This window comes from Agrobacterium rubi TR3 = NBRC 13261 (assembly GCF_000739935.1).
Taxonomy (GTDB): domain Bacteria; phylum Pseudomonadota; class Alphaproteobacteria; order Rhizobiales; family Rhizobiaceae; genus Agrobacterium; species Agrobacterium rubi.
Window position 1 is genome coordinate 55,655 of sequence record NZ_BBJU01000019.1, and the last position, 23,875, is coordinate 79,529.

General features: G+C 59.1%; 30 protein-coding genes. 11 read left to right on the forward strand and 19 right to left on the reverse strand.

Annotated features, from left to right (window positions below; genetic code table 11):
* Nucleotides 1-149: 149 nt before the first annotated feature.
* Genes RRU01S_RS15535 through RRU01S_RS15545 form a run of 3 tightly spaced genes read right to left on the reverse strand, consistent with a single transcriptional unit; the run spans nt 150 to nt 3,018 of the window.
* Nucleotides 150-494, reverse strand: a complete 345-nt coding sequence (locus RRU01S_RS15535; protein ID WP_045231208.1) for a DUF1491 family protein — start codon at nt 492-494, stop codon at nt 150-152.
* A gap of 12 nt (nt 495-506) precedes the next feature.
* Nucleotides 507-1,463 carry a peptidoglycan-binding domain-containing protein gene (locus RRU01S_RS15540; RefSeq protein ID WP_045231209.1) on the reverse strand — a complete coding sequence of 319 codons (957 nt, stop codon included), beginning with the start codon at nt 1,461-1,463 and terminating at the stop codon, nt 507-509.
* Nucleotides 1,435-3,018, reverse strand: coding sequence for a sensor histidine kinase (locus RRU01S_RS15545; protein WP_174447693.1), 1,584 nt, complete (start codon nt 3,016-3,018; stop codon nt 1,435-1,437). Before RRU01S_RS15545 ends, RRU01S_RS15540 begins: the two co-directional genes overlap by 29 nt.
* 438 nt (nt 3,019-3,456) lie before the next feature.
* On the opposite strand from RRU01S_RS15545, the gene RRU01S_RS15550 reads away from it, so the two are divergent.
* The 4 genes from RRU01S_RS15550 to RRU01S_RS15565 all read left to right on the forward strand — a co-directional run bounded on the left by RRU01S_RS15550 (nt 3,457) and on the right by RRU01S_RS15565 (nt 5,409).
* A complete protein-coding gene (locus RRU01S_RS15550; protein WP_045231210.1) occupies nt 3,457-3,894 on the forward strand; it encodes a DUF5330 domain-containing protein in 438 nt (145 codons plus the stop codon).
* Between the two features lie 206 nt (nt 3,895-4,100).
* Complete coding sequence (locus RRU01S_RS15555; protein WP_045231278.1) at nt 4,101-4,517, forward strand: SufE family protein; 417 nt, start codon at nt 4,101-4,103, stop codon at nt 4,515-4,517.
* A gap of 56 nt (nt 4,518-4,573) precedes the next feature.
* Nucleotides 4,574-4,903 (forward strand): type II toxin-antitoxin system PrlF family antitoxin, encoded by a 330-nt coding sequence (locus tag RRU01S_RS15560; protein ID WP_045231211.1) that lies wholly within the window; start codon nt 4,574-4,576, stop codon nt 4,901-4,903.
* Nucleotides 4,904-4,905: 2 nt separating this feature from the next.
* Nucleotides 4,906-5,409 carry a type II toxin-antitoxin system YhaV family toxin gene (locus RRU01S_RS15565; RefSeq protein WP_045231212.1) on the forward strand — a complete coding sequence of 168 codons (504 nt, stop codon included), beginning with the start codon at nt 4,906-4,908 and terminating at the stop codon, nt 5,407-5,409.
* A gap of 13 nt (nt 5,410-5,422) precedes the next feature.
* Here RRU01S_RS15565 and RRU01S_RS15570 read toward each other — a convergent pair whose 3' ends face one another.
* From RRU01S_RS15570 to RRU01S_RS15615, 10 genes are all read right to left on the reverse strand, one after another.
* Nucleotides 5,423-6,229, reverse strand: coding sequence for a DUF6456 domain-containing protein (locus tag RRU01S_RS15570; RefSeq protein WP_234936164.1), 807 nt, complete (start codon nt 6,227-6,229; stop codon nt 5,423-5,425).
* Nucleotides 6,222-6,620, reverse strand: a complete 399-nt coding sequence (locus RRU01S_RS15575; protein WP_045231214.1) for a helix-turn-helix domain-containing protein — start codon at nt 6,618-6,620, stop codon at nt 6,222-6,224. The genes RRU01S_RS15570 and RRU01S_RS15575 overlap by 8 nt, the downstream gene beginning before the upstream one ends.
* Nucleotides 6,621-6,831: 211 nt before the next feature.
* Nucleotides 6,832-7,260: a Ros/MucR family transcriptional regulator gene (locus tag RRU01S_RS15580; protein WP_045231215.1), complete on the reverse strand. Its 429-nt coding sequence runs from the start codon at nt 7,258-7,260 to the stop codon at nt 6,832-6,834.
* A gap of 410 nt (nt 7,261-7,670) precedes the next feature.
* Nucleotides 7,671-8,012: a monovalent cation/H(+) antiporter subunit G gene (gene mnhG / locus RRU01S_RS15585; protein ID WP_045231216.1), complete on the reverse strand. Its 342-nt coding sequence runs from the start codon at nt 8,010-8,012 to the stop codon at nt 7,671-7,673.
* Nucleotides 8,009-8,398, reverse strand: a complete 390-nt coding sequence (locus RRU01S_RS15590) for a cation:proton antiporter (protein ID WP_045231217.1) — start codon at nt 8,396-8,398, stop codon at nt 8,009-8,011. Before RRU01S_RS15590 ends, mnhG begins: the two co-directional genes overlap by 4 nt.
* Nucleotides 8,395-8,874 (reverse strand): Na+/H+ antiporter subunit E, encoded by a 480-nt coding sequence (locus RRU01S_RS15595; protein WP_045231218.1) that lies wholly within the window; start codon nt 8,872-8,874, stop codon nt 8,395-8,397. Before RRU01S_RS15595 ends, RRU01S_RS15590 begins: the two co-directional genes overlap by 4 nt.
* Nucleotides 8,871-10,433 (reverse strand): Na+/H+ antiporter subunit D, encoded by a 1,563-nt coding sequence (locus tag RRU01S_RS15600; RefSeq protein ID WP_045231219.1) that lies wholly within the window; start codon nt 10,431-10,433, stop codon nt 8,871-8,873. Before RRU01S_RS15600 ends, RRU01S_RS15595 begins: the two co-directional genes overlap by 4 nt.
* A gap of 16 nt (nt 10,434-10,449) precedes the next feature.
* Complete coding sequence (locus tag RRU01S_RS15605; RefSeq protein WP_045231220.1) at nt 10,450-10,827, reverse strand: Na+/H+ antiporter subunit C; 378 nt, start codon at nt 10,825-10,827, stop codon at nt 10,450-10,452.
* Entirely contained in the window at nt 10,827-11,246 is a 420-nt protein-coding gene (locus RRU01S_RS15610; RefSeq protein WP_045231221.1) for a Na(+)/H(+) antiporter subunit B, read from the reverse strand. Before RRU01S_RS15610 ends, RRU01S_RS15605 begins: the two co-directional genes overlap by 1 nt.
* Nucleotides 11,243-13,594 carry a putative monovalent cation/H+ antiporter subunit A gene (locus tag RRU01S_RS15615; RefSeq protein WP_045231222.1) on the reverse strand — a complete coding sequence of 784 codons (2,352 nt, stop codon included), beginning with the start codon at nt 13,592-13,594 and terminating at the stop codon, nt 11,243-11,245. Before RRU01S_RS15615 ends, RRU01S_RS15610 begins: the two co-directional genes overlap by 4 nt.
* Before the next feature lie 178 nt (nt 13,595-13,772).
* Between RRU01S_RS15615 and msrB the strand changes: the two genes are divergently transcribed.
* Nucleotides 13,773-14,183, forward strand: a complete 411-nt coding sequence (gene msrB / locus RRU01S_RS15620; RefSeq protein ID WP_045231223.1) for a peptide-methionine (R)-S-oxide reductase MsrB — start codon at nt 13,773-13,775, stop codon at nt 14,181-14,183.
* A 141-nt stretch (nt 14,184-14,324) separates the two neighbouring features.
* Here msrB and RRU01S_RS15625 read toward each other — a convergent pair whose 3' ends face one another.
* On the reverse strand, nt 14,325-14,735 hold the full coding sequence (locus RRU01S_RS15625) for a rhodanese-like domain-containing protein (protein ID WP_045231279.1): 411 nt from the start codon (nt 14,733-14,735) through the stop codon (nt 14,325-14,327).
* Between the two features lie 89 nt (nt 14,736-14,824).
* Here RRU01S_RS15625 and ftrA point away from each other — a divergent pair, with 89 nt between their 5' ends.
* Complete coding sequence (gene ftrA / locus RRU01S_RS15630) at nt 14,825-15,820, forward strand: transcriptional regulator FtrA (RefSeq protein ID WP_045231280.1); 996 nt, start codon at nt 14,825-14,827, stop codon at nt 15,818-15,820.
* Here ftrA and RRU01S_RS15635 read toward each other — a convergent pair.
* Both RRU01S_RS15635 and trhA read right to left on the reverse strand, forming a co-directional pair.
* Nucleotides 15,801-16,304 carry a GNAT family N-acetyltransferase gene (locus tag RRU01S_RS15635; RefSeq protein WP_045231281.1) on the reverse strand — a complete coding sequence of 168 codons (504 nt, stop codon included), beginning with the start codon at nt 16,302-16,304 and terminating at the stop codon, nt 15,801-15,803. The two genes, ftrA and RRU01S_RS15635, sit on opposite strands and share 20 nt — an antisense overlap.
* A 68-nt stretch (nt 16,305-16,372) precedes the next feature.
* Nucleotides 16,373-17,041 (reverse strand): PAQR family membrane homeostasis protein TrhA, encoded by a 669-nt coding sequence (gene trhA, locus RRU01S_RS15640; protein WP_045231224.1) that lies wholly within the window; start codon nt 17,039-17,041, stop codon nt 16,373-16,375.
* A 290-nt stretch (nt 17,042-17,331) separates the two neighbouring features.
* Between trhA and RRU01S_RS15645 the strand changes: the two genes are divergently transcribed.
* The 5 genes from RRU01S_RS15645 (at nt 17,332) to RRU01S_RS15665 (ending at nt 21,545) form a co-directional block, all read left to right on the forward strand.
* Entirely contained in the window at nt 17,332-18,591 is a 1,260-nt protein-coding gene (locus RRU01S_RS15645; RefSeq protein ID WP_045231225.1) for a glycosyltransferase, read from the forward strand.
* A gap of 156 nt (nt 18,592-18,747) precedes the next feature.
* A complete protein-coding gene (locus RRU01S_RS15650) occupies nt 18,748-19,608 on the forward strand; it encodes a VOC family protein (protein WP_045231226.1) in 861 nt (286 codons plus the stop codon).
* 80 nt (nt 19,609-19,688) lie between these two features.
* Complete coding sequence (locus RRU01S_RS15655) at nt 19,689-20,855, forward strand: AI-2E family transporter (protein WP_045231227.1); 1,167 nt, start codon at nt 19,689-19,691, stop codon at nt 20,853-20,855.
* Nucleotides 20,856-20,958: 103 nt separating this feature from the next.
* Nucleotides 20,959-21,219, forward strand: coding sequence for a type II toxin-antitoxin system HicA family toxin (locus RRU01S_RS15660; protein ID WP_045231228.1), 261 nt, complete (start codon nt 20,959-20,961; stop codon nt 21,217-21,219).
* Nucleotides 21,216-21,545: a type II toxin-antitoxin system HicB family antitoxin gene (locus RRU01S_RS15665; protein WP_174447692.1), complete on the forward strand. Its 330-nt coding sequence runs from the start codon at nt 21,216-21,218 to the stop codon at nt 21,543-21,545. The genes RRU01S_RS15660 and RRU01S_RS15665 overlap by 4 nt, the downstream gene beginning before the upstream one ends.
* Before the next feature lie 3 nt (nt 21,546-21,548).
* On the opposite strand, the gene RRU01S_RS15670 is transcribed toward RRU01S_RS15665, so the two are convergent.
* From RRU01S_RS15670 to RRU01S_RS15680, 3 genes are all read right to left on the reverse strand, one after another.
* On the reverse strand, nt 21,549-22,274 hold the full coding sequence (locus RRU01S_RS15670) for a polysaccharide deacetylase family protein (protein ID WP_045231229.1): 726 nt from the start codon (nt 22,272-22,274) through the stop codon (nt 21,549-21,551).
* A 58-nt stretch (nt 22,275-22,332) separates the two neighbouring features.
* Nucleotides 22,333-23,253, reverse strand: coding sequence for a dihydrodipicolinate synthase family protein (locus tag RRU01S_RS15675; RefSeq protein ID WP_045231230.1), 921 nt, complete (start codon nt 23,251-23,253; stop codon nt 22,333-22,335).
* A gap of 157 nt (nt 23,254-23,410) precedes the next feature.
* Complete coding sequence (locus tag RRU01S_RS15680; protein ID WP_045231283.1) at nt 23,411-23,812, reverse strand: DUF930 domain-containing protein; 402 nt, start codon at nt 23,810-23,812, stop codon at nt 23,411-23,413.
* Nucleotides 23,813-23,875: the final 63 nt, after the last annotated feature.

Consider the following 23,875-nt stretch of genomic DNA (forward strand, 5'->3'; position numbering starts at 1 on the left):
GGGAGATCGACTCGCGGGTAGCTCTCGCCCATCTTCAAGGCTGCAAATAAATTGAAGAGAGTGCGTCTTTCTGATCTCCCTCCTTGTGGGGAGATGTCCGGCAGGACAGAGGGGGCGAGCCACACGCTACGGCTTGCGATCCAAAGCTCTCAACCGCCCACAACCGTAAACAGCCCATCGACGCTTTCCGTTTCCAACTCCACCACCCAAAGATCGCTGTCGAAACGACGCTCTTTCTCCAGCAACACTTCGACCTCCTGCGCCTCAGCGCCCGACAGCCGTTGTTCGAAGCGGCGTTCGGCCCTCTCCTCTTCGTCGTCGGAAAAGCTTTGGGGTGCTGGGGCGTAGAGGTTTTCCAGGCCGCCGCGGAGGCGCTGGCGGATGAAGATGGCACCGGCGGCGTCCGCGCCCTTGCGTTCCACAGCGGCGAAATCACCGACCGAGAATACGCGGCGGATAAGGGCGGAGACGAAAATCTCGGATTTGAGGCGCATGATAGACAGGTATCACAAAGCGCCGATGGATTTCAGCTTTTTCAGCACCGCTTCGTTGGGCTCGCCGGTTTCAGGCAAGCGATAGTGCTTTTCGAAATTGCGGATGGCGGTGCGGGTCTGTTCGCCGGGAACGCCATCCACCTTCACATCCGCATAGGCGATGTTGACAAGGCCCTGCTGTATCTTCGCGACCATATCCTTCGGCGCAGACTTAGGCGTGTTGCCGGAAGTCAGCGAGACCGATTGTGGCTTCGTTGAACCGGATTCGGCGTTGCGAATGGCGGCGGCCACCGGATCGATGGCGACGCCACCGGAATTGGGCTCGGCGGGGCGGTCCTTCGGCAGGGCTTTGGGAATGGCGGCAACCGTGGTGGCGCTATCGATCTTCATAGCCGACAATACGCGGCTTGTCGGCTCGCCCGTCTGCTCCATGCCGACGGTTTCCTCGAAAAACAGAATGGCCGCCGTCGTGCGCGGCCCCGGCATGCCGTCTGCCGGACCTTCGTAGAGGCCACGGCGGGCAAGTTCGCGCTGGATTTCGGCCACCAGTTCGGATGGCTGATGCGGCGTCGCTTGCGGTGCTGACTGGGCGATGACATCTGCCACATCGGCAGGTTGGGCAGCGGGCGTCGTTTCAACGGGCTGCTGCGGTGCATCGGCCTGCCGCTCTATGCGGAAGGTGGTGACATTGCCATGCTCGGCTAGTCCCGACGCGACGCGATAACCGGGAATGCCGTTGGGGTTTTCCTCATCGCGGGTGCGCAGGAAAGGCGACGGGTGATGGCCCGGCTGATACCATAACGCATTGGCGGCTACAAAGCCGAAGACGACGAGAAAGGCGGCGGTGCCGCCCACCAGTTTGGGATGCCGCAGGATCTGATGCCCCATGGCGAGTGCTGCCACAGAAACGAAACCGGGCTCCTTGCGCGCCGGTGTTTTCCTAGGCGATTTTCGCTTTGGCGCGGCCATCCGCAACATCCTCCTTGATCATCTTGCTCGTGCCCGCAGCCTGTGGCTTGAGGCGCGGCGGAAACTCCACCGGACCCTTCGCATCGTCGCGATCCGAACCGGCAACATGGCCGGAGCCATCCGCAGGCAAAAGGATCGTGACCACGGTGCCTTCACCGGCGCGGCTGGAAATCGCAAAGCTGCCGCCATGCAGTTCCACCAGCCCCTTGACCAGTGCGAGGCCCAGACCCGTGCCTTCATAGCGGCGGGTAAATTCATTCTGCACCTGCATGAAGGGCTGGCCCAGAAACGCGATCTTGTCTTCGGCGATGCCGATGCCGGTATCGCTGACGGTGAGCTTCAGGGTGCTTCCCTCCAAGGACGCATCCATGGACACCACACCACCCGATTCGGTAAACTTGATGGCGTTGCCGGCCAGATTGATGAGAACCTGCTGGATGGCGCGCTGATCGGCCACGACTTCGCCGATGTCGCGCTGCACCCGGCTGGTCAGGGTCAGGCCCTTCTGTCTTGCCTGAAGGCCCAACATGCCTTCGCAGGTGGCGATGGCATCGGTGATGCGGAAGGGCTCCATGATCAACTCATAACGGCCCGCTTCCAGCTTGCTCATATCCAGCATGGTGTTGACCACCGACAGAAGATGGGCGCCGGACTGGCGGATGAGCGAGACATACTCGCGCTGGCGATCGTTTTCCAGCTTGCCGAAATATTCGCCCGCCAGAATATCTGAAAAGCCCAGCACGGCATTGAGCGGCGTGCGCAACTCGTGGCTGACGGCAGCCAGAAAACGCGACTTGGCATCGTTGGCGGATTCGGCTTCCGCTGCCTTGCGCGCCACTTCCTTGCGCAGAATTTCCTTTTCGGTGATGTCGCGCATCTGGCCGATAACGCCGGTCAGACGGCCATTGCGGTCGCGCTCGGCGGTAATGTCGATGCGGGCATAGAGAAACTGGTTTTGGCGCGGGCCGATGGCGTTTTCGAAGCGCAAATCCGCAACGGCATTCTCGTGGCCCTGGCGTAGCTCATCGAAAGCCTGCATCAGGCCAATCCGATCGGACACATGCACCAGTTCGGCAAAAACGTGGCCGGTGCAATTCTGGAAATGCGCGGGAAACTGCTTGAGATCGCGACCCGACACGCCCTTGACGATGCCATGCTCATCGAAAAACACGACGAGGCCGGGCATATGCGTGGTCGATACCGATGGCGTGCCAGCGGGTGCGGCAATGGTGTCGCGCGTCTGCGGCCTGCGCAGCGCAAGGAGGCAAGCGGCGGCGGCAAGGAAGACGGCAAAGACGGTGGCGACACCCAGAGGCAGTGCGACGGAAACCGGGAAGGCAAAGCAGAAAACGACGGGAACGATAAAGACGGCGGCAACGCCCGATGTCACCAGCCTGCGCAAAGCCTGCACCGTGGCGACCCGCACGCTGGCGTCTTCTTCCATGCGCGACAGCCACATGCCAGTGGCATGATCGATCAACGCAATCGCTTTTTCCGTAATGTTACGCAATACCTGAACACCGAATTCCAAAGGGGCGAAAGAGCCCTTAACCATGGCTGACAATAGGGCGGCGCGGCTTAAGGAAAGGCTAAAAGGAAGCTCTCCTCCCCCGGTTAATGCCGCGGTGAATCCCATTTCGGAGCATTTGGGCCAGACTTTGCATTTCATGGTTAATGGCAGGTAAGCGAAGGATTTCGTTATATTTTTCTCATTGCGTTAATCTTTAAGGCAGTGCTTTGGCGCCCTATCCCCTGCATTTGTTGGGGACCGCCGCAATTATGCTTAACATGGTCCGTTAAAAGTTGAACGAAATGCGATGAGCCGTCCAGCGGCGGAACAAATAGCTACAATTTGAATTAAATCCCGACGGTTTTCGCAAATGGCTGTTGGTCTGTTGGGGATAGGGTGTTTGCAAGCCCGAAACGAAGCAAACGAAACAGGGCAGATACGGATGACCCGAAAAGGGCGGCGTTTTAACGGGGTAGTTTCGCTATGTGGTTCTTGATCAAGTCATCGATCTTCTTTTCGCTGGTTCTGGTGGCGCTGTCCTACTTCGGCGGATCCAACGACAGCACGTCGCAGACCTCGCAGATGAATGTTGCAGGCGCCGTCTCTGCTGCCAGCGAAGCCTACCGTTATGTCAGCGCCATCTGCGTCGAAAAGCCAGAGGTCTGCGTCAAGGGCGCCGAAACCTTCCACGCCTTGGGTGAGAGAGCCCGTGAAGGTGCCAAAGTCGCCTACCAGCTGATCGATGCGCAGCTTGCCAGCAGCGCGCCCTCCACCAAGATTGCCGACGCCGCACCTGCGACACCCGCCGTGACCATGCCTGCCGAGAAGATCGACGTTGCGCTCGAAAGCGACGACATCAAAACCGGCACCATAAAATCGCAGCCCTACGTGCCCCTGCCCCAGCGCCGCCCGGCCCCTTGAGCAACACGACGCATTAGACAAATTCTGCCGAGGCACCCACCTCGCGCACCTCCGCTTGCGGTCCATCTGAGGGCCGCCTGACTGCCCGACTTGCCAAGCCCTGCACGAAATCGCTTCGTCGCAGGGCTTTTTTTCGCAAACATGGCGGTTCAATTCGTCGGTGGTTTGACCTATATGCTGGCGTAGACACAATGGATGACGAACAGATGGCTTCTCTCGACAAGATCATGGACGACTTTGCCTTTCTCGACGATTGGGAGGATCGCTACCGCTATGTGATCGAGCTGGGCAAGGAACTGCCGGATTTGGCCGAAGACAAGAAGACCGCCGACAACAAAGTACAAGGTTGCGCCAGCCAGGTCTGGCTCGTCAGCCACAGCGACGGCGCCGCCGATCCGGTGCTGACCTTCGAGGGCGATTCCGACGCTCACATCGTGCGCGGCCTCGTCGCCATCGTCATGGCCGTTTATTCCGGCAAAAAAGCCTCCGATATTGCCAAACTCGACGCCCTCGACGTCTTCAGCAAAATCGGCCTCGTGGAACACTTGTCCTCCCAACGCGCCAACGGCCTGCGCTCGATGATCAACCGCATCCGCGCAGAAGCGCAGGTTCTGGCGGCTTGAGGTATTGACAAAGTAAGGAATTCTCCTTACTTTTGCGATGCTATCAAGGAGCGCCCATGCCTGCTTTGTTGAAAAAAGTCAGCACAATCACCGAAAAGGGCCAGGTCACGGTTCCCAAATCCGTTCGCGATGCGCTGGGGCTGGGTTATGGCGGGCGGATCGCGTTCTATATCGATGAAAACAGGCATGTGTCCATCGAGAAGGAAATCGAGGATGAGGACGATCCGGTCGTCGATGGCTTCCTCGCCTTCCTGTCCAAGGACATGGAAAAGCACCCGGACCATATCATGGAATTTCCAGACGCTCTGCGCCAGCGGATGATGGAACTGACCGAGGGTATGCAGGTCGATGTGGATGAGCCGATCACCGGCGATGTGGCCCTCTGACCATGCCTGTCATCAATGGCTGGACAGTCCGCGCGCATCCGCTTCTCCTCGATCAGCTCGAAAAATTGACAGCGGCGGTGGAAAAGCAGGCGCGAAAAGACCCCGACGCGTATCGCAATAGCGCCAATGCCAAGTTGCTCGCGGCGCTCCAGTCACTTCTGTTCGACAAGATACCACAAGACCCGACATCGACCTCTTATGTTCAGGGAAATACGCTGGGCACCAGCCGCCGCCACTGGTTTCGGGTAAAGTTCGGTGGTGGGCGGTTTCGTCTTTTTTTCCGCTACAGCACCCGGGCCAAGGTCATCATCTTTGCCTGGGTGAACGATGAAAATACCCTGCGAACATATGGCTCCAAAACGGATACCTATGCCGTTTTCAAGACCATGCTGAATGATGGCAATCCACCCGATGACTGGGAAACGTTGATGAAAGCGACATCGGAAGGCGGCGGCGAACAGCGACTTGACAGTGCCTTTGTCTCGGCAAAACGGGATGAGGCATAGAAGCAAAAGCACCTCACACCGGTCTATAATCCTCTGCACCCCAATGGTGTCCGTCTCGTCTGCGGCTAGGGCCTTGCGGTGGGGCGTAGTGTCGCGAGAGCACGAGCAAGGCGGTGCGCAGCATGAGCTTGGCGGAGCGGACTGGCCATTGGCGTTCGCGTTCCACCAGTTCCAGGCCTTTTTCGAAACAGCAGACATCAATGGCGACGCCGGAGAGTTCCGGGCCCATGGCATCTGCGGCCCTGGAGAAGCGCAGGCGGGCGGACATGGCGGTATCGCTGAGATCCTGAGCACCGTTGGCATGGCCTTTGGTCCGCTTTGCCAGGCGCGGTTCCCATGAGGCGGTGATACGGGGGCTCAAATGGCCGCGGTGGAAATCGCTGGCCAATCGTTCGCCCGCGTCCAAAGCCTCTGCAGAGAAGAAGGCCTGTCCATCACGGTCCTTCAGACGCGCCAGCGCCAGAAGTGGCGCGGATAATTCATTGCGGCGTACCGTCTGGCGCGTGCCATCCACCTCTAGAGACACGGGCTCGGACACGCGATGCTGCTCCTGAAAAATCTCGTCGCGGTCCTTGACCATGGCGCGCTTGAGATAGGCGCTGACGGTGTTTTCGCATGACAGTCTGTCCGCCTCCCGGCGCAGCAAGCCCATCGAAATCGACTTGGCAAGCAAAGAGCTGGTAATCGCCAGTGGCTGGGGCGCGTTGTCGATATGGATGTCCAGACTGCCGCCGGTCTCGGTGACGCGCGCCGTGTTGCGTCCGATGAAGCGCAGCAGGCGGATGAGTGCGCGATCCGGCTTGTTGGGGTTCTCAACCATGGGCATCGGCCTCCAGCATGACAATCAGAGCTTTGGACTTCTCCTCGACGGCGGTCACGAAGGCATCGAAACCGGGATCGTCGCGGCGATCCTCAACATGCTGGCATGTGAGGCTGACGGTGGACCGGTCGCGCCCGAAACACACCGCGACCTCCGGCAGCGGCAGCGATAGCACCACGTGGCAGACATAGATGGCGATCTGGCGGATATGCGACATGGCGTGCCGCCGGTCCCGGCGCACCGTGTTGCGCTCGACGATCTCGGCAAACATATCGCAGGTGATCTGGCGGACGCGCTGGCAGGCTTCACGCTGCGCCGCCGTGACGCTGGGCAGCGATGTGCAATGACTTTCAGCGGGGTCTGGCCCGTGGGGTGATGGGTAAAGCGACATGGTGTAACTCCTCATAAATAGGAATTAATTCATACACCATCAAAAACACGCCTACAATCTTCGAATTTCAGGCGCTTCGTAACAAATTGAAATCACTGAAAACTATTTCAACCAAAACAAGGAAAGGACTATTTTCTTATTTCCCGTTACCTCTGCGCACAAAAAAGCCGGCCACAGGGACCGGCTTTCTGAACGTATGAAATTGTCGATATCAACGCGCGGATTTGCGACGCTGGCCGAGGCCCATTTCCTTGGCGAGGCGCGAGCGCGCTTCTGCATAGGCCGGGGCGACCATCGGGTAATCCACCGGCAGGTCCCACTTCTCGCGGTATTCTTCCGGAGTGATGCTGTGATGCGTCGTCAAATGACGCTTGAGCGACTTGAACGAACCGCCACATTCCAGGCAGATGATCTGATCATCCTGAACCGATTTGCGCACAGACACCGCAGGCTTCTGCTTTTCGACGTTGACCGCTGCCACGACAGGAGTCGAGGTGCCGCTGAGGGCTGTGTGGACGTCTGAAATGAGGCCTGGAAGCTCCGTGACCGGAACGACGTGGTGGCTAACATAGGCAGCAACGATATCCGCCGTCAGTTCGACGAGCAAATCCTGAGCGCCGCCATATGTAGTTTCCGTCATCTATATCTCTCCTATTCATGCCTTCACCGGCACAAGGCCTTGAGCCTTTGCCTGGGAAGTGAAGTTAACCCCAAACCATTGGTTTGCGCTCGACTGAGAGGTCCGGGCCTATCTTTTGCCGCGAACAGAACTTCCCTCAGCAACTGCGAAGATCGCAATAGATATCCAGATATTCTCTGACAGAGATAGTTTAGCCATCAATAAAATGTCTAACTGGACTACCGGTTTCGCAAAACGCAAATCAACATCATCTACTTTACCTATCGTGGATAACACCAAACCAAAAAAAGTCCAATTAGTATTTTGGACTATTTCAAAGGAAATCGGGCTTATTCCATCTATTAGAAATCGTAGATGACAAAACTAGAATATGTTCAAAACGCGAATAGGGTAATAATCTAGCAAACGGATCAACTCAACTTAAGGTCTGCTTTGCGTTGATCTATTACGGTTACAGACGACAGTCGATAACCGACTTGGTGGGAAGCTTTGGCAAGCAAATGTGCGGATACTGGGGCAGTCAGCACGACAAAGAAAAACCCCGCGAGAGAGCGAACCAAAACAGCAACCTCCAGTGCATTGATGCCCACCGCAAGAAGAAGCAGTCCCGAGCCGACAGTACCGGCCTTGGAGGCCGCATGCATGCGAGTATAAAGGTCGGGAAAGCGGTTTATACCAATGGCAGCGATGAGGGAAAACGTTGCTCCACCCAGTAGCAGCACCGTGACGATGACGGCGACAAACCAGTTCATTTTTTCGCTCCCCTTGCCTTTTTCCGTTTCGGTTTTCTGCGAAACTGCGGTGAGACTGCCGGCACCACGTCCGTACCATCCAGTACCTCGCAGGCCCGTTGCCCCTGCTGTGGCGTGCGCGACAGGACGAAACGGGCGAATGCAACCGTTGCAAGAAAGCCGAGGAGGCACAGCGCGATGGCGATATCCACATAAAGATCAAAGCCCGTGCGGATGGCGATGACGGCGATAAATCCGATGGCGATACCAACCAGCGTATCCAGCGCGACGATTCGGTCCGGCAAGGTCGGCCCCGCCACCACCCGGTAGACGGCGAGCAGGAAGGCGACAGACAGAATGACGGATGCGACGATGGTGGCGTAAGAGATCAGTGCTTCCGGTGTCATTTGCGAAACGCCTCCATGATCTTGCGCTCGAACCCGTTGGCAATCGACCGCTTGGTGGCTTCGATATCGCTGCAATCCAGCGCGTGGACATAGAGGATCGAGCGATCGTCAGACACATCGACGGACAGCGTGCCGGGGGTGAGCGTGATGAGGTTGGCGAGAAGGGTAATCTCGAAATCGCTGTTTACCGCCAGAGGATAGGCAAATATTCCGGGGGTGAGAGCCATCTTCGGTTTCACTACGGTTTTTGCCACCGTCCACGCCGACAGCGCCAATTCCTTCAAGAACGAAAGGCCCAATGACAGGATGGCCCAGATGCGCGTCCAGTGGGTGTCGCTTGACCGCAATTGATGACGCACGATGCCAAGAGACAGGGCGGCAACCAGCATGCCGAACAGAAGATTGGGCACCGTGTAGCTGCCGGAGATGGCGAGCCAGATGAGGGTGAAGAGCGCTCCCAGCACATAAAGGCTCATCGGGCGGTCCCTCCCGGAAAGACGGAGCGGATATAGGCGGTCGGATCGGCCAGACCATCGGCCGCCTGCTGGCTGAGCTTCATGACCTGTTCAGGAAACAGGCCAACGACAATGACGAGCAGGGTCAGCGCCACCACAGGCGCAAGGCTTGGCGGGTTGGCGACCTCTGCGACCGCCTTCATGCCTGCGGGCGAAGGGCGCCAGAAGCAGAGCAGGAAGACGCGGGCGAAGGCGATGGTGCAGAGAAAGCCGGAGACCAAGATGGAGGCCGCCAGCCACCATGCGCCGATGTCGATGGCGGATTTGGTCAGCATGGCCTTGGGCCAGAAGCCGGAAAAGGGCGGCAGGCCGGAGCCTGCGAAAAACAGCGCCAAAGCCAGTGCGGAAAACCAGGGTGCCCTGGTGTAAAGGCCGCTGAGATCCGATAAAGTCCAGGCGCCACCGATGCGGGCGGCGTGGCCGATGGTGAGATAGAGCGCCGTCATGACCACCACGGAATTCAGCGCGTAAAACACGACACCACCGACTGATGATGGCGAGCCGATGGCCACGCCTGCCAGCATGGTGCCTATGCCGGATATGACGATGTAGCCCATCATCCGCCGGAGATCGTTTTGCGCCAGAGCGCCCATGGCACCCAGGATCATGGTGAGGGATGCGACGATGGCGATGACAAAGCTCAGCTCTTCCCGCTGCACCGGAAACAACATGATCATGACGCGCAGCAGCGCATAGATGCCGACCTTGGTCAGGAGACCGCCGAACAGGGCAGACACGACGATTTTCGGCGTGTGATAGGAGGCGGGCAGCCAGAAATTGACCGGAAAGGCCGCCGCCTTCATGGCAAAGGCCAGCGTGAAGAGTGCGGCGAGCGTCATCAGCGGCGCTTGCCCACCTGCCCCGGTCACCCGCCCGGCAATATCGGCCATGTTGAGCGTGCCGAAGATGGCGTAGAGGTAGCCGACCGCGATCAGAAACAGCGTGGTGCCAATGAGATTGAGCACGGCATATTTCAGCGCGCCATCGATCTGCTCCTTCGTCGAGCCTAGCACGATGAGCCCGAAGGACGACACCAGCAGCACCTCGAACCAGACATAGAGGTTGAAGATATCGCCGGTCAGGAACGCGCCGCTGACACCGGCCATGAGCAGCATCAGGAACGGATAGAAGCCATAGCGGCGACCGCTGTCATCGATATCGGCGCTGGCATGCACGGCGCAGGCAAGGGCTGCGATGGCACCGGCCAGCGCCAGCGCCGCTCCGGTCAAATCTGCGGTGAAGGCGATGCCGAAGGGTGGCAGCCAGCGGCCCATGACCATGGTGAAAGGGCCGTTCGTTGCCACCTTCCACAGCAGGGCGGCATCGATGAGGACCAGCAGACCGAGGCCAGCAATGGCGATGCAAGCGTGGAGGCGCGTGGTGTAACGCACCATCATCAGGATGGCACCGACGCTGATGCAGAGCGCGACGGGCAGGATGATCAGCCAATCGGCAAGCGCGGTTGGCTGCACGACAAGCGCGGCTGTGAGATCGATGGGGGCGGAGCCGAAAACGGCCATGTGTCTTGTCCGTTTCTCAGTAGCCGAGCGGCGGAAGCGGTTCGCTTCGCGGTTCTGCGGCGCGCATGTCGTTGGTGTCGTCGGTTTTCAACGCCTGGAACGCCCGCCAGACCAGTACCGCTAGGAAGCAGAAGAAGCAGAAGGAAATGACGATGGCCGTGAGGATGAGCGCTTGCGGCAGCGGATTGGCTGCGGTTGGCGCAAGTGTGTCTTCACCCGCGCCGATGATGGGCGGCACCTCGCGCGTTAGCCTACCTGCGGTGAACAGCAAGAGATTGACGGCATTGCCGAGGATGGCGATGCCGAGCAACAGGCGCACGCTGTGGCGCGACAGCATGAGATAGATCGCCACCGAAAAGAAGATGCCGACGAGGACAGAGAAGATCGCTTCCATCAGTCGCGCTCCCTTTCTTCCAGTGCCAGCGCAATGGCCGTGAAGCCACCGACCACGACAAGATAGACGCCGATATCGAAGGAGATGACGGTGGCCAGCGGCACCTCTACGCCCGCAAGGCTAGGTGTGACCCAAAGGCCGGTCATGAAGGGCACACCGAAAAAGACCGAGAGCATGCCGGAGAGCGTCGCCAGCAGCAGGCCGAAACCGGCAATGGACAGCGGGTGAAAGACGATGGCACGGCGCACGGTTCCTACCCCGAAGGCGATGCCGTAAACCGCCAGCGCCGACACGGCAATCAGCCCGCCGATGAAGCCACCACCCGGTTCGTTATGGCCACGCAGCAGCACGAAGACGGAAAACAGCAGCATGAGGCTGGTGATGACGGGTGCGACGGTGCGGAAAATCACCGTGTTCATGCCCTGCCCTCCTTGTCAGCACCCGTTGTCGGTTTTGGGCGGATGCGGATGAGTGCCAGAATGGCAAGACCGGTGATCATCACCACGGCGATTTCTCCCAGCGTATCGGTGCCGCGAAAGTCGACGATGATGACGTTCACCACGTTGTTTCCGTGGGCGATGAGCTTGGAATAGGCGCTGAAGAACTCGGTGAGGCTGGTGTTGAAGGGGCGCTCGGTGGCTTTCATCAGCATCAGGGCAAAGCCCGTGCCGCAGGCAAGCGCGATTGTGCCATCCAGCAGTTTCTGGCGCAGGCTGCGGTGATCGGATGGCGAGAGGCGCAGGCGGGTCATCACCAGCGTGAAGATGACGACGGAGAGCGTTTCCACCATGAACTGCGTGAACGACAAATCCGGCGCGCCGAACAGTAGGAACAGAACCGCCACGGCAAAGCCCTGAATGCCGAGCGCGACGATGGCCGTGAGGCGACTGGCCGCCGTCAGCACCGCGATGAGGCCGATGACGGCAATAGCGATGAAGGTGAATTCATGCAGCTGGATATCGGCGGGCCAAACAGGGATGGCGGGCAACTCGCCATAGGCAAAGAGCGGCACCAATAACACGAGCGCGATGATGGCGAAGGTGACGGTGACGTAGAATTCCAGCCTGCCCGGCTGGATCATGCGGGTGACATGGAAGGACAGTTTTACGAGGCCGGAGATGGCGGCATCGAAAGCCCTGTCCGGCCCCGGTCCGGCAGCCACAAGCGCGCGATTCATGAGGAGGCGAGCAGCCGATAGTTTGGTAAAGACTAGGACGCCGAGCGCGATGGTGAACAGCGAGAGCGCCAAGGGAATACCAATATGCGGGATCAGCGACATCTCCACGGGCCGGCTTTCGCCAGCGATGGCAGATGCCATGGGCGTTGAGAAACCTGCGTGAAAGACGCCGGAGAACAGCGCAGCCAGAAGTCCGCCGAGCGCCAGCACGGCGGGGCCGAGCCACAGCAGGACCGGGCCTTCATGGGCGTGTTTCGGCGTTTTCTTCAGCTTTCCGACGAAGGGTTTGAGCGCGACCGCAAAAGCGACCGCCAGCATCAAGGCGTTGCCGATGATGGCGATGCCGGTGAAGAGGATAGCGCGGGGATCAGGGTGCGCCAGCGCGTAGTAGATTTCTTCCTTGGCGAGAAAACCAAGAAACGGCGGCAGGCCCGCCATGGAGATGGCCGCAGCCACAGCCGCGATAAAGGTGATGGGCATGGCCTTGCCCAGGCCGCCCAGCTTCGTCACATCGCGTGTTCCCGCCTCGTGATCGATGATGCCTGCGACCATGAACAACGCGCCCTTGAACAGCGAGTGGGCGACCAGATACAGCACCGCCGCCTCGATGGCGTGGTCCGAACCGAAGCCCGTGAGCATGACCAGAAGGCCGAGCGACGACACGGTGGTATAGGCCAGCATCAGCTTGAGATCGGTCTGGCGGATGGCGAGGAATGCGCCGGTCAGCATCGTCAAACCACCGAAAAAGGGCAGCAGAATTTCCCAAGCCGCCGTTTCGCCCATGACCGGGTTGAGCCGCATCAGCAGATAGACGCCTGCCTTCACCATTGTGGCGGAATGCAGATAGGCCGACACCGGTGTGGGTGCTTCCATGGCGTTGGGCAGCCAGAAGTGGAACGGGAATTGCGCGGATTTGGTGAAGGCACCGCCCAGCACCAGCAGCAGGGTGACGAAATAAAACGGGCTCTGGCGCAGCACGTCATCGCCATGAACGAGAAGTGACAGCTGCGTGGTGCCGCTGATGTTCCAGATGAAGATGAGCCCCGCCAGAAGCGCCAGCCCGCCCCCGCCCGTCACGACCAGTGCCTGCAAGGCAGCGCGACGTGCCGCTTCGCGCCGGTGATCGAAGCCGATCAGCAGGAAGGAGGTAATGGAGGTGAGTTCCCAGTAGACGAACAGCATCATCAGGCTATCCGACACCACCACGCCCAGCATCGCGCCCATGAACAGCAGCAAAAAGGCCATGAACCGGCCCTGCTGTAGATGACCCTTCATATAACCGCCCGCGTAGAGCACGATCAGCGTGCCGATGCCGGTGATGAGCAGCGCAAAGGTCAGCGACAGGCCATCGATGAACCAGGAAAAGCTAAGATTGAAGCTGGGCACCCAGGCATAACCACCGGTCACGACCTCGCCTGCGGCGATTTCCGGAAGAAAGCCTATGAAGTGAATGAAGGCAAAGGCGGGCGCAAGCGCCAGCAGCCAGACGCCCTTATGCCCAAGCCGGCCAATCGCCAGAGGAGCGCACAGTGCCGCGATGAAAGGCAAAAACAGCACGACGAATGTCAGCAGCGTGACATTGGCAATCATCTCGTCTCCCAGCCCCGCTACTTTTTTGTTACCTCTTAACTAGGGCAAGGCGACATGAGCCTCAACTCTTTTCGATTGTGCGCAGGATAACAAGGTCTTTATCCCCTGTTAAAGCCGCGTCCTCTTTTAACGGCAAAGCCGAGTCACTATCTCTGGGGACAAACGAAAGGATCTCCTGATGAGCGATCTCACATCACCGAAAATCACCAAGTCCGATGCGCAATGGCGCGAAGAACTGACGGCGGACCAGTACCGCATTTTGCGCGAACACGGCACCGAGCGTCCGTTTACCGGTCCCTATTGGAACAGCACCGAAAAAGGCCTCTACCGCTGCGCCGCCTGCGATGAGCCGTTGTTCATCTCGGACACGAAATTCGATGCCGGTTGCGGCTGGCCGAGCTATTTCGAACCGGTGAAAGCCGATGCCGTGACCGAACATCGCGATACCGCCTTCGGCATGGTGCGCACGGAAATCCGCTGCGCCAATTGCGGCGGCCACCTCGGCCACGTCTTCCCTGATGGTCCACCACCCACCGGTCTGCGTTACTGCATCAACGGCCATTCGATGGTGTTCGAACCACAGGATTGATGGTGGCACATGCCGTCATACCGCGCTTGATGCGGTATCCCCTCAGCCCAAGTCCTCGGGCTGAGAGAAGCTTTTCTCCATACAGACGCATGGATGCTGGATTCCGGCGCAAGGTCGGAATTACGGCGGAAAAGGCGAGCTTTACGCTGCGACAGACTGCTCCGACGCAAACGCAAACCCCTCATCCTCCCAGCCGGTGATCCCGCCGATCATGATCTTCACTGGTCGTCCCAACCTAGCGAGCTTCAGGGCGGCCTGGTCGGCGCCATTGCAGTGCGGGCCAGCGCAATAGGCCACGAACAGGGTGTCGTCCGGCCACTGCGCCAGGCGCTCTGCCGTCATGTCCGCGTGGCGCAGGTGAATGGCACCGGGAATGTGCTTGCGGGCGAAGGTCTCTGCGGAACCGACGACGTGGAGCAGAACGAAATCTTGCTCTCCTTTTTTCATTGATGCCGATACATCCGCGCAATCCGTCTCGAGCGACAGCCTGTGCGAAACATGGTCGATCACGACCTGCGATGGGGCGGCGGGAATGTCCGATACGTAGCTCATGGGCGTCTCCTGTGCGGTGTGGATGCTGAACATTACGCCGTGCAGGAAAAGACTGGCAGATGGCATGATTGCCATATATCATCAATATCATGCCAAAACACCAGACACCACCCAACCGTCTTGTCGTCGCGCTTGCCTATGACGGCCTGTGCACCTTCGAATTCGGCGTTGCCGTCGAAATCTTCGGTCTGGCCCGACCCGAGATGGGCGATGACTGGTATCGCTTTGCCGTTGCTGCCGTGGATGATGGCGAGATGCGCGCCGTGGGGGGCCTGCGCTTTGTCACCGATGGTGGGCTGGAACTGATCGAGCAGGCTGGCACCATCATCGTGCCGGGCTGGCGCGGCATCCATGAGCCGGTACCTGAAGCGTTATGCGCGGCCCTGCGCAAGGCGCATGACAATGGCGCGCGGGTTTTGTCGCTCTGTTCCGGCGTGTTCGTTCTGGCTGCCGCGGGATTGCTGAACGGCAGGCAAGCCACCACCCATTGGCGCTATACCGATGCGCTGAAGGCTCGGTTCAACGAGATCGAGGTGTTGCCGGATGTGCTGTATGTCGATGGCGGCACCGTGCTGACGGCGGCAGGCAGTGCGGCGGGCATCGACCTTTGCCTGCATCTCATCCGCCGCGATTTCGGCACAAAGGCTGCCAATCTCGTGGCGCGACGGCTGGTGGTGGTGCCACACCGCGATGGCGGGCAGGCACAATTCATCGACAAGGCCGTTCCGGAGCCACATGAAAAGGCAAGGCTTGGCCCCCTTCTGGATGCGATGCAGGCTGATCTCTGCCAGGATTATACCGTGGCAAAGCTGGCAAGCATGGCGGGCATGAGCAGCCGCACCTTTTTGCGCCGGTTCGAAGCCGCCACCGGCACGACGCCTGCCAAGTGGCTCTTGCTGCAACGCCTTTCCAAGGCCAAGGACCTCCTGGAAACATCAAGGCTTGGCATCGACACCATCGCTGAAACCAGCGGGCTCGGCAGCGCCGCCAATCTGCGGCACCATTTTCGCCAGCATTTTTCCACCACGCCCGCAGCCTACCGCGAACGCTTCGGCGCGAAAAATCTCACGATATCGGAAGCTTGAGTTCCATGCTGGTCAAGTCCAGCCAGCGGTCGAATTTTCGCCCGACCTCCGAATATCTCCCGGCAACGCGAAAGCCCAGCGCCTCGTGCAGGCGGATGGATGCAGTGTTTTCCGATTCGATGGCACCGATCAGCACATGCACGCCACTGGCTTTGGCATGTTCGATCAGCCCCTGCATCAGCAGCTTGCCGATGCCGGCACCGCGCGCATCCTTGTGGACATAGACGGAATGTTCGCGGGTGTGGCGATAACCATCGAATGCGCGCCAGTCTCCGTAAGATGCGTAGCCCGCGACCGCTCCCTCCTTTACCGCGACGAGGACCGGAAAGCCGCGCTCCTTACGGGCCTCGAACCAGTCCGTGCGGTTGTCCAGATCGACCAGAACGTCATTCCAGATCGCGGTCGTGTTAAAGACCGCGTCGTTATAGATGTCCATGATGATGGGAAGGTCGTCGAGGGTGGCGTCGCGTAGCTCTATTGTCATGCTGTCTATCCGCTGCAAATCAAAGTCTGCGGGCAGCATAAAGCAAGTTTTCGGACCGTGCAGCGATTTTACGTGGCGACCGGAGCGAGGCTGAAACTGGTCATGACAGCCGTGTAATGCACCGCGGCGGCAACCACGACAAAGCCGTGCCAAATGGCATTTTGAAACCGCAGACGTTCCCAAACGTGGAAAATCACACCCATGGAATAGATGATGCCGCCGATGACGATCAGCCAGAGGCTGAGCGGTGGCAGATGGTAGGACAGGCGATCTGCAACCATCACGCCGCTCCAGCCCATGCCGAGATAGAGCAGGATCGTCAAACGATCGAACCGGCCCGGAAAGAAGCATTTCAGCAGAATGCCGGAAATCGCTGCCGCCCATATTCCGACCAGCGTCAAGGCGATCAACGGCTCTTCGATGCCGCGCTGGAGGATGGGCGTGTAGGTGGCGGCAATGAGGATGAAGATGCCGGAATGATCCAGCCTGCGCAGATACCATTTGACGTTGGAATGCGGCCAGATGTTATAGGTGAACGAAATGGACAGGCACAGGACGAGGCCCAGCGCGTAAATCCAGACGGCGGCGATAGCGCTGAGACTATCCCACAGGGTGACGTAGAAAATCAGCGCCGTGGCGCCAATCAGCGCAAACACGATGCCGACACCATGCACGATGCCATCTGCCACGATTTCATGAAGGTCGTAACGGCGTCCAAAGCGCCAAGTCTCACTCATAGTCCATTCCCGTCTGATATCGCCGACACTATGCAAGCAATATGAGACGGGAACAAGACGGCGGCGCGGCAGACGAGATCACTTTGCATTCGGCGTTGCCGTAAATCTTGACATCATCCCTTTTCGTTTCTGTCACGAAGTAGCGAACGACGCGAAAATCCGCCTCCTTTACGGGCACATGACCCAAGAGAATCCAAGAGGTTTGAAAGGGCAATTTTCTGGGATTGTGCTTTTGCCGATCCTGTTTTGTAGTGCGCAACGATGCATTTTTTTAAAAAAAGGTCATTGCCATGCGGATCGTCATTTTCACCATCGGAACCGAAGGCGATGTGCGTCCTCTCGTGGCGCTGGGTGCCGGGCTGAAACGGGCTGGCCATGATGTCCGCATCGCTTCCGACCCCTCCTGCGCCAGTTTGATTACCGCGCAGGGGCTGGAATTTGCGCCGCTTGCCGGGGATTTTCTCGACTGGATGCAGAAGAACGAGGGGCTGCAACGGCGCGGGCTCGGTACATTTGCGATGGTGAAGGCGTTTCAGAACAAGCTTCGCGATATCGCAGCCGTCTGGCCGCAGCAGGGTCTTGCCGCCGCTGACGGGGCGGGTCTCTTGATCGGCAACGGGATCGTCTATCTGCTGGCGGAAGCGCTCGGGCAGAAGCTTCACCTGCCGGTCGTCGAAACGCAACTGGTTCCGACGCTTCCCTCGCACAACCCGCCTTTGATGCCGCTGCCGAACTGGGCCTATGATTTGCCGCCAGCGGTCAATCACCTGCTCGGGCAGTTCATGCGCAAGACCGTCTGGCGGGTGTACCGACCCGCCTATAACGAGGTGGTGCGGCCGAATCTCGGCCTTCCACCCTATGCCCGGCGTGGGCCGTATCACGGTCCGCAGACGAAGCGGTTGAGCCTTTTCGGCTTCAGTCCAACCATGGTGGAGCCCGGTCGCAACTGGCCGGACACGGTCAAAGTAACCGGTCCCTGGTCTCTGGAAGAGGCGCAAACCTTCAAACCGTCGGCGGAACTCTCCGCTTTCCTCGAAGCCGGACCGCCGCCGGTTTATGTGGGCTTCGGCAGCATGTTCAACCATGATGCAGAAGCCTTCACGGCGCTTGTGCGCGGGGCGGTCAAAACATCGGGCAAACGTCTTCTTCTGGCCAGCGGATGGGGAGGCCTGCACCATCAGGCCGAGGCGAGTGACGATATCATGACAATCGACCGGGCACCGCATGACTGGCTTTTCCCGCGCATGGCGCTTGCGGTCCATCATGGCGGCGCTGGCACGACCAATGCCGCCTGCCGCGCCGGTATTCCCTCCGTCGTCATTCCGGTCTTCGGCGATCAGCCCTTCTGGGCATCGCGTCTGCGAAAGCTCGGCGTTGCCGGTCACACGCCGCCGCGCGAAGCGCTGACCGCAGAGGCTCTGAGCAATGCCATTCTGGAGGCCGACAGCCCCGCCCGGCATCAGGCGGCGCAAGCACTTGGTGAGAAGCTGCGCGCGGAAAACGGCGTCGCGAACGCCATCAGCGCTCTGGAACAGGCAATGCTTTTGTGACACCTTTCAGCAGCCTACGCGACAAGGAATTGGTTTTCACCGTCAACGAATATTGGACACTCAATCGCCGAATGGGCATCTTTTCTGAACGATGAATCGCGCGCATATTCGTGTCAACAGCCGCGGAGCGGCGCACCGAGATGGAGTGCATGAAATATGACGAGTGAAAAACAATTTGCGCTGACGCGGCCAGCCTATGTCGGCCAGGCCCATCTGGTGGTTCTGGATTTGCCGCGCGTATCGGATTTCTACCAGAAGATCATCGGCCTCTCGGTCATCGAGAAGACGCCGAGCGGCCATGTGCTGGGCGTCAATGGCCAGCCCTTGCTGACCTTGACGACTGGGACCGACACCCAGCGTGCACCGGGTGGCGCTGCCGGTCTTTTCCACACCGCGTTTCTGATGCCGAGCCGCAGCGATCTGGCCCTGTGGTTGACGAATGTGGCGCATAACAATGTGCAGCTTCAGGGCGCGTCCGATCACCTCGTCAGCGAGGCGATTTATCTGGCCGACCCCGAGGGCAACGGCATCGAGGTCTACCGCGACCGCGCGCCGGAGGAGTGGACTTACAAACCCGACGGCACCGTTGCCATGGCCACGGAGCGCCTTGACCTGCAAGCGCTTTACGACAGCGCCCCGAAGGCGACGTTTGCCAAGGCGGCAGAGGGGACTGCCATCGGTCACATTCATTTGCAGGTGGGCGATATTCCCCAGGCCGACGCGTTTTATCAAGACGTGCTGGGCCTGAAGATCATGGCGCGATATCCGGGCGCGAGCTTCTTCGGCTCGGGTGCCTATCACCACCATGTTGCTGCCAACATCTGGAACAGCCGCGGCGCACAGCCGCGTACCGCCAAGATGAGTGGCCTGTCCGGCTATTCGCTGAAGTTCAACGACAAAGGCGTGCTGGATAGCGCGATTGCCGCCCTCGACCGACTGGAAATCGCAACCGAACGCCACAGCGACGGCATTGCCATCACGGATCCCTGGGGTATCGGCCTCAAGCTGTCCGCTTAAGCCATTGCAACTCTAAATCTTGCCCCCGCGGGAACCGCAATATAAGCGAGGCGTTATACGGTTTGATGGGGGCATGATAAATGAATGATCAGGCGACGAACAATCGCAAAAAGGCTGCGAAAATCATCGAGAGCAACGATCATCGCGACCCGGTGATGCAGACGGCTCTCGTTTCGGCCCATGAAGAAGAGCGCAGCCAGCAGCCTTTGGGCCGCGAGGCGTTGGACGTGGCAGTTGCGTGGTCCACCGTCGGCCTGTTTCTGATCGTTTTGATGGGCGTCATCCATTCGCTGTCGATCATTCTCATCCCCATCGTCATGGCCATCGTGGTGGGCATGATCCTCGGCGTGGCCGCCAGCAAGCTCAATGCCTATGGCATTCCCGGCTTTGCGGTCGCGTTGATCCTGTCTTCGGCCGTGGCTCTGGTGGTGTTTCTCGTCATCAACTCGCTGATCGACCCGCTGTCGACACTGGCGCGAGAAGGCCCCGGGATTGCCGAGAAGGCCATCGATCGCATCGTGCCCTATCTGCAAAGCGTACGCTGGCTCAACTTTTCCGCAGCAACCTTCAGTCTCAACTCGGTCTCGATGGAATCGCTCATTTCGCGCAGCGGCGACATCCTTGCCGTGGTGGGTTCGAACATAACGCCCGCCATCGTGCAGGGCCTGATTTTCTTCGCCGCGCTGCTGTTGTTTCTCTACAGCCGCATCCGGCTTCGCAAGGCGATGATCATGGCGTTTCCGCAGCGCCACCAGCGCCTTAGAACCATTCGCACCATCGGCTCCATCGAGCATGTGCTCAGCTCATACTTCGCCACGGCCTCGATGATGTATGCTGCACTCGGCACAACAATGGTGGTCATCGCCTATGTGGGCGGTCTTGCCATGCCGTTCCTGTGGGGGCTGTTCGCCTTTCTCTCCAGCTTCGTGCCCTTCCTCGGCATCACGGCCATGACGCTAGCACTGACGGTTGCCGGGATTTTGACCCATGACAGCCTGTTTCTGGCGCTGATGCCAGCCATCATCTTCTTCACCATCCACCTTTTGATGGAAAACCTGGCGTTCCCAGCCGTCATCGGCAACAACATGGAAATCAACCCGTTCCTTGTCTTCGTCGCCATCATTTTCTGGACGTGGATGTGGGGCGCCGCCGGTGCGATGCTCGCTCTGCCGCTCTCCCTCATCGGCATGACCGTCGCCCGCGAACTCTTTCCTTCGCGCCGCGTGGTTCCGAACTTGCCGTCGTAAACTCCGCGGGACTTGCCAACGCCTCCTCAGATTGCTTTTTATATCTCTTCAACCGAAAGCTCATCAGAGCAGATATTGAAATGATATCAAAAAGTGATACTATATGAACTTGAGCAGACGACACCAGGCAGTGCTTGAGGCCATTTTCTCTGATCCCGTCAAAGCTGGCATCGTGTGGCGCGATGTCGAGGCACTGTTTCAAGCCTGCGGCGCGGATGTGAGCGAGGGACAAGGCTCGCGGGTGCGTGTTGCTCTCAACGGCGTGCGAGCGGTATTTCATCGGCCGCATCCGCAAAAGGAAACAGACAAGGGCGCGGTCAAATCCATCCGGCGTTTCCTGAGTGAAGCAGGGATAAGACCATGAGTGTGATGCATTACAAGGGATATGAAGCGGTTATCGAATTCGATGAGGACGTTGATCTGTTTCACGGAGAGGTCATCGATCTGCGCGACGTCATAACCTTCCAAGGCTCGTCTGCCAGCGAACTGAAGACGGCACTTGCTGAGTCGGTCGAAGATTATCTCGCTTTTTGCGCCGAGCGCGGCGAAGAGCCGGAAAAGCCGTTTTCCGGCCAGTTTGTCGTCCGCACCGAACCCCGATTGCACAAAGCCGTTTCCAACGCCGCCCGAAAAGATGGAGTCAGCCTTAACAAATGGGTGACGGCGGCGTTGGAGCGCGCGGTCTCGTGATGATCAGTTCGACGGCGCGTTAAAGGCCGGATCATCCAGGCGGGTGAACACCACGCCGCGGGCTTTCAGTGCCAGCAAACCGCGCACCACGCCCTCGCCTGCTTCGTGGGTAGGCTGGTTGATGTGGGAGATGATGACGTCGCCGTCTTTGGCGGATGCGATGTGTTTGGCCGTGGTGCCAGCGCCCAGCAGCGAGCCGCCATCGCCATTGATGGAAAAGCCTGCGACGCGTTCTCCAAGCTGGTTGATGGTGGCCATGGAGGAGTTAGTATATTTGGCGGTGGCGCCGCGGAACCAGTGTGGTTGATGGCCGGTGGCGGCGGAGACGGCGAGACTGCCGCCTTCGACTTCCTGTTCGACCGCATCAGTCGAGCCTGCCGCTTCGATCCCGTAGATCGAGACGGGCTTATCGACGGCTGGAATGTGGTTTTCGCCGTGGTTTTCCAGTTCGAACAGGTCGGGATGCGCCATCATGATCGCCAGCGCTTCCGGATTGTGCTTCAGCCAGCGAGCGGTGACGAAGATGGTGGCGGGGATTTTCTCGTTGACGAGCGTATCGAGAATCCGAAAATCCGTCTTGCCCATGCAGGCGTCGAGCGTGATGGCCACGCGTGTTGCATGCGCCTTGCCGGGCTGCATTTTCAGCGTCGGCTCCACGAGGCCATTGCCTGCAAAAACAGGGGACGCGGACGCAGCCAGCAGTGCGGCAAAAGCAAGTGTCTTCAGCATTGTCGGATGCCTTTTTCGATCAGGAGCCCAAGGCCATTCTGCCTGCAAAGTGCCGGAATTATGGCGTAGCGGCGGGCAGGCCATCCAGTTCGGAGAGCTTGGCCAGCGCCTCTTCCACCCGTGCGCAATCGCTGACGCTGAGAGGCATGACCGGCAAAGGCGGCTGGCGATGGGTAAGCGACAACAGATTTGCTGCGGCATAGACCACGCGGAAGCTGCCGAATTCCTGAAACAGCGACCAGAGCGGATGAAAATACGCTTCGATCCGCTCAACTTCGGTCGCATCCCCCGCTTGTGCGGCGCGCAGCAGGCGAAGGCTCGGCACCGGCAGCAGACCGCCGATGACGCTGTACCAGCAATCTGCACCTTGCATCACCGCCTGTGACGCACCCCAGTCACCGCTGTAACCGATGGCGAAGCCTTCGCCCAACCGGGGGCGCAGGCGCTCCAGCTCGTCCTTGAAGGCCATGTCTGCTGGCAGCGGCATTTTGACGGCGCGGATATGCGGAATATAGGCAAGCCGAACCAGCAGTTCGTCACCGAAGGAGAACTTCGTGGTTGACGGGTTGTTATAAATGCAGAGCGGCAGGCTGGTAGAGCCGGCGACAGCCGCGAAATGATGATAGGCTTCTTCCTGCGTCAACGGCGTGTAGGATACGGGCGCCAGCAGCAACGCATCGGCACCGGCAGCTTCCGCATCCTTCGCGAGCGCCACGGATTCACTGGTGCGAAGCGCCCCGACACTGACGATCAGCTGCCGTTTGCCTTTCAGGGATTCGACCGTTGCCCTTATGGCACGCAGGCGCTCTGCTCGGGACAGATAGGCATAGCTTCCCGTGCTGCCGAGAAGGCCGATGCTATCGACCTCAGCCGCATCCAGCCGCTCGATCAGCCGCGACAATGCCTCGGCATCGACGACGCCCTCTTCATCTGCCGGTGTCAGCGGAAACGCCGAAAGCCCGTGAAAACCCACATCCATAGACCTATCCCCAAAACCCTCTGGGAAAAGGATTAAGCGGCATTTCAGCAGGCGGCAATATCAATATGAAATCAGTTATATATCGTTGCGGATTGGCAACTGGCAGGTTCTCTGCCCTCATTCCTGTGCTCGTCACAGGAATGAGGGACGTTTTGGCTCAATCATACAAATAATGCTTCGCCCACTGCGCTTCCGGCACCTTGTCTCCCACCTTGTAATCAAAATCCTTGATGCCAAGCGTAGACGTCGTGATCTGGCATTTGTAGCGCAGGCGGAACCATTCGCCGCCGCTTCTGAACACGGCGCCGGAGGCCTTGATGCTGTCGGAGGTTACATCCGGGTCGCCGAAGGCATAGGCGATGACCTTGTCGGGCTTCATGCCCTTCTGTTCCTTGGCGATGCGCTCCATGGCTTCGATATCGCAACGCTGCTCAAGGCGTTCTTCCGGGGCAAGCACGTTCAATTGTCTGAGAACATTGGCATCGATGGCAAATGCGGGCATGGCCGCAGGCAGGCCAGCCAAGGTTGCAAGAAGGGCGACGGGGAGAAGCTTTTGCATGGGATCCTGTTCGGGCTCTTCGTTTCTTCTTTTTGATTCGCTGGGCAAACCCACTGATCGACA